The sequence below is a fragment of the Endozoicomonas euniceicola genome (genome assembly GCF_025562755.1).
In the GTDB taxonomy this organism is placed as follows: domain Bacteria; phylum Pseudomonadota; class Gammaproteobacteria; order Pseudomonadales; family Endozoicomonadaceae; genus Endozoicomonas_A; species Endozoicomonas_A euniceicola.
Genome location: NZ_CP103300.1, coordinates 3,981,490 through 3,993,865, shown reverse-complemented (window position 1 = coordinate 3,993,865; position 12,376 = coordinate 3,981,490). Strand labels below are relative to the sequence as shown.

11 protein-coding genes and 1 pseudogene are annotated in these 12,376 nt (G+C 48.8%); 2 read left to right on the top strand and 10 right to left on the bottom strand.

Annotated elements, in window-relative coordinates; translation table 11 throughout:
* Window positions 1–71: 71 nt before the first annotated feature.
* A complete protein-coding gene (locus tag NX720_RS16265) occupies window positions 72–305 on the bottom strand; it encodes a FeoA family protein (RefSeq protein WP_262595922.1) in 234 nt (77 codons plus the stop codon).
* A 194-nt stretch (window positions 306–499) separates the two neighbouring features.
* On the opposite strand from NX720_RS16265, the gene NX720_RS16260 reads away from it, so the two are divergent.
* Complete coding sequence (locus tag NX720_RS16260) at window positions 500–814, top strand: hypothetical protein (protein WP_262595921.1); 315 nt, start codon at window positions 500–502, stop codon at window positions 812–814.
* Window positions 815–875: 61 nt separating this feature from the next.
* Window positions 876–1,661, top strand: a complete 786-nt coding sequence (locus tag NX720_RS16255; protein ID WP_262595920.1) for a DUF4198 domain-containing protein — start codon at window positions 876–878, stop codon at window positions 1,659–1,661.
* 72 nt (window positions 1,662–1,733) lie between these two features.
* Here NX720_RS16255 and NX720_RS16250 read toward each other — a convergent pair whose 3' ends face one another.
* The 9 genes and pseudogenes from NX720_RS16250 to NX720_RS16215 all read right to left on the bottom strand — a co-directional run bounded on the left by NX720_RS16250 (window position 1,734) and on the right by NX720_RS16215 (window position 12,258).
* Window positions 1,734–2,831 carry an ABC transporter permease gene (locus tag NX720_RS16250; protein ID WP_262595918.1) on the bottom strand — a complete coding sequence of 366 codons (1,098 nt, stop codon included), beginning with the start codon at window positions 2,829–2,831 and terminating at the stop codon, window positions 1,734–1,736.
* A gap of 8 nt (window positions 2,832–2,839) precedes the next feature.
* Window positions 2,840–3,205 (bottom strand): hypothetical protein, encoded by a 366-nt coding sequence (locus NX720_RS16245; RefSeq protein WP_262595917.1) that lies wholly within the window; start codon window positions 3,203–3,205, stop codon window positions 2,840–2,842.
* A gap of 136 nt (window positions 3,206–3,341) precedes the next feature.
* Window positions 3,342–3,638, bottom strand: coding sequence for an RING finger domain-containing protein (locus NX720_RS27200; RefSeq protein ID WP_404831097.1), 297 nt, complete (start codon window positions 3,636–3,638; stop codon window positions 3,342–3,344).
* 565 nt (window positions 3,639–4,203) lie between these two features.
* Window positions 4,204–4,308, bottom strand: a pseudogene (locus NX720_RS16240) (IS5/IS1182 family transposase); the annotation flags it as partial.
* Window positions 4,309–4,578: 270 nt separating this feature from the next.
* The gene (locus tag NX720_RS16235) at window positions 4,579–4,848 is read right to left on the bottom strand and encodes a hypothetical protein (protein ID WP_262595915.1); all 270 of its coding nucleotides are present in this window, start codon (window positions 4,846–4,848) and stop codon (window positions 4,579–4,581) included.
* Between the two features lie 8 nt (window positions 4,849–4,856).
* Entirely contained in the window at window positions 4,857–5,807 is a 951-nt protein-coding gene (locus NX720_RS16230; protein ID WP_262595913.1) for an ABC transporter ATP-binding protein, read from the bottom strand.
* The gene (locus tag NX720_RS16225; RefSeq protein WP_262595911.1) at window positions 5,807–6,850 is read right to left on the bottom strand and encodes an HlyD family secretion protein; all 1,044 of its coding nucleotides are present in this window, start codon (window positions 6,848–6,850) and stop codon (window positions 5,807–5,809) included. Before NX720_RS16225 ends, NX720_RS16230 begins: the two co-directional genes overlap by 1 nt.
* Complete coding sequence (locus tag NX720_RS16220) at window positions 6,840–10,538, bottom strand: hypothetical protein (RefSeq protein WP_262595909.1); 3,699 nt, start codon at window positions 10,536–10,538, stop codon at window positions 6,840–6,842. Before NX720_RS16220 ends, NX720_RS16225 begins: the two co-directional genes overlap by 11 nt.
* Before the next feature lie 316 nt (window positions 10,539–10,854).
* Entirely contained in the window at window positions 10,855–12,258 is a 1,404-nt protein-coding gene (locus NX720_RS16215; RefSeq protein WP_262595907.1) for a PhoH family protein, read from the bottom strand.
* Window positions 12,259–12,376 lie beyond the last annotated feature (118 nt).

Here is a 12,376-nt window from a genome sequence, read left to right as displayed (position 1 = left end):
CCGCTCAATAGTGAATGCGTGTCGTACAATTTTGGCAGCGGGCGCTTTCGGCAGCAGGCGCTTTTGCCAGATCAGGCGCTGGCATCCACTATGACTGTTTCAGCTTCCGCTATTCGTATGACAATACTTGTCATGCCTACTTTAATTTCTACGGGATCTCCCATAGGTGCGTGCCTGACGAGTTTAATTTCAACGCCTGGCATAAGGCCTAAATCCAGAAGACGCTGACGAATGGCACCCTCTGAATTGTGACCATATATGACGGCATTCTTTCCAACATTTAGTTCAGTAAGGGGTCTTTTCATACTGTTTATTTGAACGCAATAAAAGGGTTTTGAGTATAAGGATTCGTGGCAGGATGGAGTAGTCGTAAATGATAACCCTTATCATTTAGTTGACTTAAGTCAAAGCATTATCAAAAGAGAATGATTCTTGCTTTTAATTGATTTTGATGATTTTTATCATGCCGACAAATAATTTTTTTGTATGGCATAAAATTATGATTAAAAAATTTGCATTGTCAGCATTCATTGCGGCTTCTCTACCAGGAATTGCCCTGGCACATACACCGTTATTTTCATGTTACGACTTTGGCGATGACACGGTTTTATGTGAGGGGGGGTTCTCGGATGGCTCCTCAGCCAAGGGTACCGAAATCTTGATTATTGATGGATCCGGTAAGGAGTTGATCAAAAGCAAGCTGAACGCGGATAGCGAAATAGAGTTCGAGAAACCATCCGGCGAATACAAGGTCCTGTTTAATGGTGGCCCTGGACACAGTATTGAAATTAATGGCAAGGACATCGTTGGGTAATTAATCGTTGTCGATTAATTCAATAGTCAGTCAATCAATCGCTCTATTATCTGGTCAAACTATGAAAAAAATTGCATTTGCAGCAAGTGTTGCAGCCCTTGCCTTTTCTGCGGCTTCCCAGGCTCACTTCCAGTTGATGTACACGCCCGATTCTCAGCATGACGCGCCTGCCACTCTTGATACGAAGCTGGTTTTCGGGCATCCCATGGAAAACGGCCATGTGATGGACATGGGGCAACCTGAAGAATTTTTCGTTAAGTTCAAGGGTGAGAAAACCGACCTTCGGGATAACCTGGAAAAAGTGACATGGAAAGGTCCTGACAACTCTGCGGATGCCTACCAGGTGAAGCACAAAATCCGTCGCAATGGCGATTATATTTTTGGACTGGTTCCGGCTCCTTACTTTGAAGCCTCTGAAGATACTTATATTCAGCAGTTCACCAAGCGCATTGTTAACAAGGGTGGCGTGCCAAATGGTTGGGACGAGCCAGCAGGACTGCTGACAGAAATCGTACCCAAAAACAAGCCTTACCAGATTTTTGCGGGCAGTACTTTTACCGGCCAGGTTCTTTCCGAAGGCAAGCCAGCGACAGGCATTGAGTGTGAAATCGAATTTATCAACACTGACATTGACAGTGAAGCCAATGCCTTTGGTAAAACGGTTCATCGTCAGCCGCCAGCTTCGGCCATTGTCGCTTATACCGATGAGAACGGCATGTTTACTTTTGGTATTCCCAAAGCCGGTCATTGGGGATTTGCCTGCATGGGTGCTGGTCCTGAAACCGAGCACAAAGGTAAAGAGCTGTCTCAGGACGCCATACTTTGGATTGAAGCCAAAGAGTTATAACCTGAACACCTCACTGGTTGTTTAGCACGGTTATCGGGAGCTGGCTTTTGCCAGCTTCTTTGTTTTGGACTGTCAGTCCAGGGTTTTCTTGAACCGCATGGCGGCAACGGCAATCCCAAAGAAGGTAAAGACAGCCAGTGCTGCCACATCCATCCACATGTGGCTGATGCTGGCACCGCGCAGAATAATACCCCGCATCAGTCGCATATAATGGGTGGCTGGCAGTAACTCCGCCAGCCACTGAGCCGCTTTGGGCATTCCCTCAAAAGGAAACATGAAGCCTGAGAGTAGTATGGATGGCAGTAAAATGAACACAGTCATCTGCGTGGCTTGCAGCTGTGTAGTGGCCATTGTGGAGAGAATTAACCCCATTGTCAGGCTGGCGGCAATAAACAGCAGGGTGGCCCAGAGAATCTGAGCCACGCTGCCATCAAACGGTACTGAAAAGATCAGGTATCCGAGCGCCAGAATAATCCACACCTGAACCAATCCGATAAAAATATACGGCACAATTTTGCCAATCATCAGCTCCACCGGTTTTACCGGCGTTGTGATCAGCAGCTCAAGATTGCCCTGTTCCCGTTCCCTAACCAGTCCCGCTGAGGTGAACATGATCATGGTCATGGTCAGAATAACGCCCACCAGGCCGGGAACAATATTCACCACCGCTCGTTGCTCAGGGTTGTAGTACAGGGTAATTTCAAAAAGCGGTTTTGCCGGTTCGGAATAAAAGCCGGGTATTGCGTCCGCCGACAGATCCCGCAGCTGTTTTATGGCGCTGCTGATGATTGGGTCAGAACCATCCACCAGCCACTGGGCAGCGGTTACCCGGCGCGCCATACGATGCTCAAAATCTCCGGGAATAATCAGGGTGGCACGCACATCACCCCGGCGCATGGCGGCTTCAGCCTGTAAGACGCTGTGTTCATAGCGAATGACATCGGCTGCCTGTGATGCCTGAACGGCAGCGATCAGGGCTCGGCTGCCGCTGTTATCAGCGAAATCGACAACCGCTACGGGCAAATGGCGGACATCGGTATTAATGGCATAACCAAACAGCAGTAACTGAATCAGTGGAACCATGACCACCATGCCCAGTGTCGGTTTATCTCTTGCCAGCTGGCGAAGTTCTTTGAGGAAAATAGCAAGAATGCGTTGTAGGCTGTTCATATAAACTACTACTGCCGTTTGTCTTGTCCGGTACTTTCTTCCTGCCTCGTACATTGCACAAAGACGTCTTCCAGACTGGGTCGTACCTGTTGAATCGTGCGCTGCACCATCAGCTCAGGGTACTGCTGGCGCAGCCATTGCTCAGGCATCGAAATGTGTTCGTCAATCAGAACTCTCAAATAAGTACCCTGCTGGGCTGTGGATAAAACCTCTGCCAGATAGACCCGCTGGGCTCGCTCCTTTTCATTCAGGGCGTAATGGGGGGGAAAGGCCGGATCAAGGGCAACCTGGCGCAGGGTGCCGGTATAAATACGATCTGCGCCGTCTATGTGGACAGCCAGCTTGTCGCCAACACTGACCTGAAAGGCAGACACGATAAACAAGCGTGAAGTCTGGAAGTGAACATTGCACCACCCGCTTATTTTTCTCCAGTGCGCAATGATAACACTTCCTGAAAAAAACAGGCTTTATATGTCAGCTGGATAACTGTCTTTCTTGAGCTTTATCGAATCAACTTATGAGCCACTGATACGTGATCGCTTGCCGACAAATCGGGCAAAGAAAGTCTCTCCTGTCAGGGTAGTAAATCGCTGCACTTAACTTTAAAAGACATTTCTTGTGGAGTTTATGGTTGCATGGAGTAGTCTTAGTTTCATCACTGACACTGAAAGTTTCAAAACAAATAGGACAGTCATTATTAAAAGATTGCTCCTGGCTCAAGTTGGAAGTAACCGTGCCGGAAGCTTGAGAGACCGTCGCGATTGCCGGGGTCGGGGATATAGTAGTACTTCGAGCTGTTGCGACCATTGCAGTAGTACCAATGGAAGAGGTTACCGCTGATACGGTAGTTGTGGTTCTGTCTAGGTGTTCTATATATTGAGTTCTTGTCGTTGTTGTTACACCAAATACGTTTTCGCTGGTCTGGAACTGGGTTATGGTCCTGGTCATGATCGGATTATTACCATATGACGTCAGATACCCCTGCTGCTGCCTACCGCTATATGTCGCCTGGTAGTTCGTCAGGTACCCCTGCTGCTGCCTACCGCTATATGTCGTCGGGTAGTTCGTCAGGTACCTCTCCTGCTGCGGCCACTGGCTATGGTTAGTATGAACTAGCATATGCCGAACCAGCTCGTCATTACTACCACAAGGCCATCCACATAAATCACAGATATGAGTATCAGGCATAAGCATCAACCTCTGCCGACTATTGGCGTAGCTATGGCTTAATTATACAACCTGAATTCGTATCATAAGTGCATAACCTCTGTAATCATCTGTCGCTATACAACTTTGAACTAAATCAAGACTCAGGGATATTCTGTAAAGCGACGAAACCATAGAGAGGAGCCAGGGGTGGCTTAGAAGCTGTTCATAATCTTCTCAACAAGAGTGCCAAGAAAGCTAAATGCGTAAATTGAAGACTTGTGTTCAGTTTGCGCTCGGTATTTTTCCATAAACGGCGGCAGTTTTCTATTCAGGCAAATGAGCGGTGCGTTGGGATAAGCGGCGTGTATCTTGCGGGTGAAAGTCCCGCTACGGAAGGAGAACCAGCTCCACCGTATAGCGAGCCTTGGGTTGCTGGCGGTAACAAAAGTGACGAAGCGTAGACAGCGAAATACTCGAGCCGAAATCGAGTGGTGAACGTGATAGCTCCGAAATTCCTGTGGTTGTGGGTGCCGATACTAACGCTCTTGTAGCAGGCCAAAGAGTGTTGTGCGAGGTTAATCTGGGAATCCGAACGACACTATCCACCGGAGTCGCAGGCGTCGGCGAGTTTATAGAGATACACGACTGAACCCAGGAGATCCATAGGGCAATTCTTTCGGCTTCCGCTGTTATCAGCGAAATCGACAACCGCTACGGGCAAATGGCGGACATCGGTATTAATGGCATAACCAAACAGTAATAACTGAATCAGTGGAACCATGACCACCATGCCCAGTGTCGGTTTATCTCTTGCCAGCAGGCGAAGTTCTTTGAGGTAAATAGCAAGAATGCGCTGCAGGCTGTTCATGTAAACTACTAATGCCGTTTGTCTTGTCCGGTACTTTCTTCCTGCCTCGTACATTGCACAAAGACGTCTTCCAGACTGGGTCGTACCTGTTGAATCGTGCGCTCCGCCATCAGCTCAGGGTACTGCTGGCGCAGCCATTGCTCAGGCATCGAAATGTGTTCGTCAATCAGAACTCTCAAATAAGTACCCTGCTGGGCTGTGGATAAAACCTCTGCCAGAGGCTCCAGGGTGCTTTTTACCTGTCGCAGATTATCACCATCGACCTCCAGTACATAAGCACCCAGGTTTTCCAACAGCGCTTTGGGAGCGTCGTCTGCCCGTTTGCAGCCGGATTCCAGAATAGCCAGCCTGTGGCAGCGTTCCGCTTCGTCCATGTAATGGGTTGAAACGAGAATCGTAGTGTCCTGTTCGCAGAGATCAAACAGTGTTTCCCAGAAATCCCGACGGTTTTCCGGATCAACCGCCGATGTTGGTTCATCCAGCAGTAACAGCTCCGGCTGATGCAGGGTGGCCGCTGACAGAGCCAGACGTTGCCGCTGGCCACCACTCAGGTTGCCAGCCAGTCGTTTACGGTGCTGGTTCAGGCCAAACTCTGAGAGTTGCTGTTCAACGCGGGACTTGCTGGTTCGGGCGGGCAGGTTATAAATCCGGGCAATAAACTTCAGGTTTTCTTCCACGGTCAGGTTGTCGTACAGGGAAAACTTCTGGGTCATATAACCCATCCGTCGCCGCAGGGCTTCCGAGTTTTTGGGAATGTCCATATCCAGCACTTTTACCTTCCCGGCGCTGGGGGTCAGAAGCCCGGTCAGCAGGCGCATGGTGGTAGATTTGCCGCAGCCATTGGGTCCCAGAAAACCGTAAATGGTGTTTTCAGGAATCATCAGGTCAAGGTTATTGACGGCAACAAAGTCGCCAAAGCGTCGGGTTAATCCTTCTGCTGTTATTGCCAGTCCGGACATCAGGGTAACTCCACCTGAACCGGAATGCCTGTTGGCAGTTCTGCGGCTGATGGGGGCAGCTGAACCTCTGCCAGATAGACCAGCTGGGCTCGCTCCTTTTCATTCAGGGCGTAATGGGGGGTAAAGGCCGGATCAAGGGCAACCTGGCGCAGGGTGCCGGTATAAATACGATCTGCGCCGTCTATGTGAACAGCCAGCTTGTCGCCAACACTGACCTGAGTTCGAACCGGTTCAGGAATGTAAATACGGGCGTAGGGAACGTTGTCTGCCAGCAGGATTGCCAGCGGGGTGCCTGCTGCAACCCTTTCCCCTTTGTGCCTGGGCAGGCTGTCGAGCCAGCTGTCACGGGTGGCATAAAGGGAGAGTTCATCCAGCTTTTGCTGTTCCAGCTGTAAAGCCGCCCTGGCTTTTGCCAGTGATGCTTCAGCCTGTTCAAGGGTTTCAATTCTGGTTCCCTGCAATAACAGCTGCAACTTGTCTTTTACATTCTGCAGGTTGGCTGACAGGGAGTTTTGCCTGGCCAGCGCGGTATCCAGGTCTGACTGCGTCAACATTTTCTTTTCGACCAGTACTGAGATTCGTTGGTAGTTTTTTTGGGCTTCAACAGACAGAGCCTTCTGGCTGGCTACCTGTGCGCGGGCTGCTGCTATTTCTTCCGGTCGTGCGCCGCTGTTCAGTTCGGCCAGGTAAGCCTCAGATCTCTCCACTTCTGCCTTAGCCGAAGCAACCACAGATTGCTGCTTCTGGTCATCCAGTTGCAGAATCAGGTCACCCTCTGCCACTCTGGAACCTTCTGGTATAAGAACATCGACAATAATTTCAGACGCGGTGGCAGACAGAACAATACGGTCGCGTTCAAGCGTACCCAGAACCCGGGTGGCAGAATCGTTTGTGCAGCCACAGAGCATAAGGCTGACAGTAAAGAGAAAAGGCAGGCGCGATAAACAAGCGTGAAGTCTGGAAGTGAACATTGCATCACTCGATTGTTTTTCTCCGGTGCGCAATGATAACACTTCCTGAAAAAAACAGGCTTTATATGTCATCCGGATCTCTTATATCGTATTGCTCAAGTACTTCAATCAGCCGGTCAACGTAGTGAGGATCCGGGTAGCCGTGATTTTCAGGCCTTGCGCGTTTTTGGGTTTTATGGGGTATGTCATTCCATGTGACAACGTTATTTACTCTTCGTGTCTGTGAATAGCCAACGGTCAGCACTAAACCTTGCTCAAAAGCTTTTCGGAGCATTCTCAGAGCCTTCCTTCCTTTTTTATGGTTTGGCAGATAAGCGGTTCTGGTTTCACCCGGATAATGTACCTCTTGCCCTGAAATGATTGTGATACCTGGAAGTACCCGGTAGGTTATTTCGATGATTTCAAGGGTATTCTCCCCAGGGCATGACTCATCTATGACCACCCAGGACATTGTTCCAGCAGGTTGGTTTCCGCGAATAGGCGTCAGTGGCTTTCGGCATTCAGGGCACTTATTGGGGTGCGTTGAAGCCAGAAGCCTCTCAAGACACAACTGGTGTATTTGATGGTTACACACTATTTCCACAGTGACGCCAGAACCTTCACCATTCAGGCATATTGGGCAAACCCAACTGACAGGCGGAACAGGAACAGGCCAGGTCAATGGCTTGTCATGAGTCTGCGATGGAGTAAAGTCAATACTTGATCCCTGTCCTGTCATGGGCGGGTTCCACTCGGGCAGATTGTCCATGCCTTCCACTGGATTTTGTTGCCAGACTGGAAATTCTGCATTTTCCCAGGCTCTTGATGATACGCCTGAGTAGCTGCTTTGAATGTTATTTATCTGCTGTGTTGTGGGGCGCCGACGAAGCTCCTGCTCAAGCCGTTCTCTGACATTACTGGTTGTATAACCGGCACTCAATGTACCAGGAAAGATTGGCAGGCCATTTTTAATAATGTGAGCATATAACCAGTTTACATACGGGCTGGCTGTTTCACCCATGAACGGTTCTATCTGATCCAGTAAGTTCAGGTTGCCAGGAATGCTGGCCATTATCTCCGCATAAGGCCATTGCTGAATCGGGTGGAGGTTTTTGCGAAGGCGTTCAACCGTTATAGCCGGAATGACAAGTCGCAATTCAGCAAGCATGATATGCCAGCCATGCCCTGTACTCCTGATAGCAGGGGTTGACTTAAACTGTTTGATAGCGTGCATTATATTGGCTTGAGAAGTTTCGAGTTGTGCCAGGTCAACGGTAGCCGCTTCGATGCCTGTTTCAGGCAGACGAGTATAATCACCATTTCTGGCCTGAAGGAGATGATAATACGTTCTGGCTCTGGAGCCCGGTTCTGTTTGAGCAAAGTGGGTAGTTGTTGCTTCGGGCTGACTATTAAGGCATGTAATAGCAAGAGCCATGTCCTGTACCACCTGAATACTGGCTCCGCTGGCACGGAAAAGCGTCATTAACGCCTCAACTTGTTGATTATTAATGGACAAATGTTCAGGAAGTGTTGCCAAATAAGACAGCAGAAGAGCTTCTTCTGTAGAAAATTCCAGACCTGCAAATTCAAGCAGCTGTCGGTTGCAGGAAACTCTGAGAGCTTGTATCAGGCAGATACCGTCGCGATTATCGGGACTGGCAGCGGGGAAACTTAAATTGTTTCCAGAACAACAGGAAGTCAGCAGTCTTCCTATGTAATCTATATTGGAAGCGAAGTGATCCGGGTTTAATAACTCCATGCTGGCGAATGCTTTAAAATGGCCCGCGCCTTCCGGCATGACCAAATCAGTCACATGTTCGTTATCGAGTTCAAAAAGTTGTCTGGCAGTACCTGCAAAAATGAACCGGGCCTCTTCCGGGCAGAACAGGGCGACAGGAAGTTCAGCTAGTTTCATATTATCAACTGATATGTCTGTCAGACTTCTGATCAGTGTTTTCAGCGATAGTAATGTGTCTCTTTGAACGGTGCTGTCTTTACTTCTCAGGAAAAAGCCAAGCAACTTATCTGACCAGTTATCCCATTTGAAGACAACCTCATTATGAGGAATGGTCTTACCGTTTCTATTTCTATCATAGTGCTTGTGTCCGACCCGTAAGCCTCCCTCTCTGGTAATACTTCCGCTGGTTATTGCGGTGGGGCTTGCCGACTTGTTGGTGAACAGGAAGTGTTGTTCCAGCAATTTGAGCAGAAATGAAAAATTATTTATGTGGTTTTTGTGATATCTGCGTGAATCGCTGCTCAAGGTGTTGTAATCACAGGAATTAGCACCACGGCTTAATATGGAAGGCGCTAAACTTAAACTCTGGTGAACTCTTGCGGTAATAGCGTTTTGTTTGAACCGGGCAATAGTAGCCGTATCAGGATGTAGAACAATTCCCAGGGTAGCAGCCCCAGAATTACCAAAGGGCGCAATAACACTGCCGGGAAACAGGAAAGTGCCTGAAGAGGCTCTGTTCTGCTGTATCGTTTGCGCTGTGAACTCCAGGGATTTAATTACCCTGATGATAACGCCCCGGGAGCTGTGGGTATTTACGAGGCGCATCCAGTTTTCCAGGGTCTCTTTATCTTCAGCGTTCTCTGGGGGCTTTTTCAGCTGGCACGGCTTCCCTCTACAAGCAGGGCAGGGTGTGAAGTTGAAAGTATGGGCACGGGAGGGAAAAGGAGCGTCTCCCCCAGCCCCACTGGTATGACTACCCTCTCCTGAGGTGTATGCAAGACTGGTGTATGCCTGAAGAGAACTGGTTGTACTGGTTGCGCTACTGTCACTGCTATTTCCGCTGGGTGAATGGTTTTGATTACCTTCCTGACCAGTTTGTGGTACTTCGATTTTTCCCAGCCATAAATTTAACCACTCCAGTTCAAGCTCTAACTGCAAAGGTTGCCCGGTATTTTCCAGAATGTCATTGAGTTGAGTGGTAATGGCCTGAAGTACTTCCGGGTTAGCTGACCATAAGTCATCGACTTCAGAGAAATAGTTCAGAGTGTGGATAAGGTGATTGACCAGCCACGAACGGCCTCCTGCCTGACTTTTGATCCAGGCTAACAAACTGTTCCAGTGCCCTGAGCTGGAGAAATCCTCAAGAAACCGCAGAAATAACGCTCGACTGAGTTGTATATGAACAGGTTCAGTAGCATCTGGCGTACGAACAGATACATCCAGATAACGGTAATCGTCTTCTGTCGTATTTACCCCGGGCAGGCTAAAGTACTTCAGGAAGGGTAGATCGATATTAATAAAAAGACTTTCAGCAAAGAAAGAGGGAAAAAAAGGCCTGCCTCGTTTAAAAAAATCTTCCGGCCCCGGCGTGTCACCGCCAAATCCGCTTATTGTGTCCGGAGTGATATCGGCTGTGGGTTTGCCAGGGATAATCAGGGTGCTACCTGCCTCAGTCTTGCCCGGTTTGTTTTTATTTTTTTCCCTCCATTTAATCAGGAAGGTGCTGGCAGAGTGGACAGGCTGCTGTTGAAAAACCGGATTGGCTGCACAAGGGGATTTTGACCCATAGTAATAAAATTGTGCTGTCTCATGCGTTAGCAGGTAAGTAGTAATCTCCTCGTTGGAGGACGTCAGAGGCACTGCACCGTTTCGGACTATTGAATGACCACACACCAGTATTTGCTGTCCGGGACTGGCCAGTACTTCAAACTCGTCCGAATGAGTCGCTTTGTTGAAGAGCTTTAAACTTCCGGTCAGATCGTGTGAGTGGATGTAAGTAGAAAAAAAATGGCTGTCTGCCCAAACATTATTGATGAAAAACAAATTGGTATTGGCGGACAGAAATATGATTATTGCGAAACTTTTAAGTAGTTTCATAACTATTAAAAAACCTGCCTGATATACAAACGCAGTGGGTTGTTTTTGATCCAGCCATGCCTGATACGACAATCATCACAATAGACAGTTAAATCTTGAAAATCAGAAGCTCCAGAATAGACCATGAACTCAGTCAACTGAAAAGAGACTGACATATTTTGAGCAAGTAAACGGCAGTTGTTGTTTTAAGGCTTTCGGATGTTAGCAGAATGGATAACGGTTTTTAGACAGAAGCCAGCGGTGCTGGCTTCTGAGCGGGGGGTTAAAGATACTCTTCAGCGTAAGCTGCCAGAGGTGAGCGGGGTACGCCTTTCAGCTGCAAGGCACCTCCGTGAGGAAAGTTTTTCAGGCGTTCCGTCATATACGTCAGACCGGAACTGGTTGGGGCTAGATAAGGTGTGTCAATCTGTGCCAGGTTACCCAGACAGATCACCTTGCTGCCTGCTCCGGCACGGGTGATGATCGTTTTGATCTGGTGTGGCGTCAGGTTCTGGCATTCGTCGATAATAATCAGACTCTGCTGGAAGCTTCGGCCGCGAATGTAGTTAAGAGATTTAAAGTGCAGAGGCACCTGTTTGAGTATGTAATCCACACTGCCGTTGGTTGACTCGTCATCGTAGTGCAGGGCTTCGAGGTTATCGGTGATGGCACCCAGCCAGGGCTCCATTTTTTCCGCTTCGGTGCCGGGCAGATAGCCAATATCTTCGTCCAGCCCCCTGGTTGAGCGAGTCGCAATAATTCGACGGAACTGCTTGGTGGAAACCGTCATTTCGATAGCCGCTGCCAGCGCCAGAATGGTTTTACCGGAACCGGCTGCGCCGGTCAGGTTGACCAGATGGATTTCCGGATCAAGCAACAGGTTCAGCGCCATCGCCTGATAAATATCGAGTGGTTGTAAACCCCATGCCTCCTGGTTCATAAGGTTTTCATGACTCATGTGCAGCAGCTGGACTTCATCGTCCGTCAGGCCGTGTACCCTGGCGACAAAACCGGTGTCATCCAGGAAAAACTGGTTAAGGTAAAGGTCTTCGCTGAATGTCTCTCTGGGGATGCGGTGATAGGTGGCTCCTTCCACCTGCTGTGTGTTGACTTCGCTGATGCGATCCCAGAAATTCCCCTCAAAATGAAGGTAACCATTGGTCAGCATGCCGATATCGGACAGTAGCTGATCGCTGTGGTAATCCTCTGAGTGAATGCCGCAGCCTCTGGACTTGAGGCGCATGTTGATGTCTTTGGTGACCAGTATCACTTCAGTGTCGGGGTGGTTGTGCTGATACTGGCAGATGTCGTTGATGATTTTATTGTCGTTGTTAGTGGTAGGCAGAGTCGTGACGTTCTCTGCTTCCTGGTGCGACAGAATGGACAGCGTTCCCTGAGGTTCCGCTTTTTCTCCACGGCTTATGGCGACGCCTGCTTCAATCTCTCCGGGAGAGGCGCTGCCCAGAATCTGATCAATAATGCGGATAGCCTGTCGGCAATCGGCGGCGATGGTTTGTTTTCCGTTTTTGAGCTTGTCCAGTTCCTCCAGAACGGTCATTGGAATGAGCACGCGGTGCTCTTCGAAGTTCAGTATTGAGTTTGGATCGTGTATCAGGACATTACTATCAAGTATGTAGGTGGTTGTTTGGGTTGAGATGATCGGCTTGGCTTCCAAGGCTTTTCCCATAAGCGACTTCCTCGTCGGTTTGTGGATCTCTCATAGTTAATAGTTATCGAAAAAATGAAGCTCAGCAAGTTTAAATTTCGGTTTGAAATAAAAAAATAAATTCTCACTTCAAACCGCT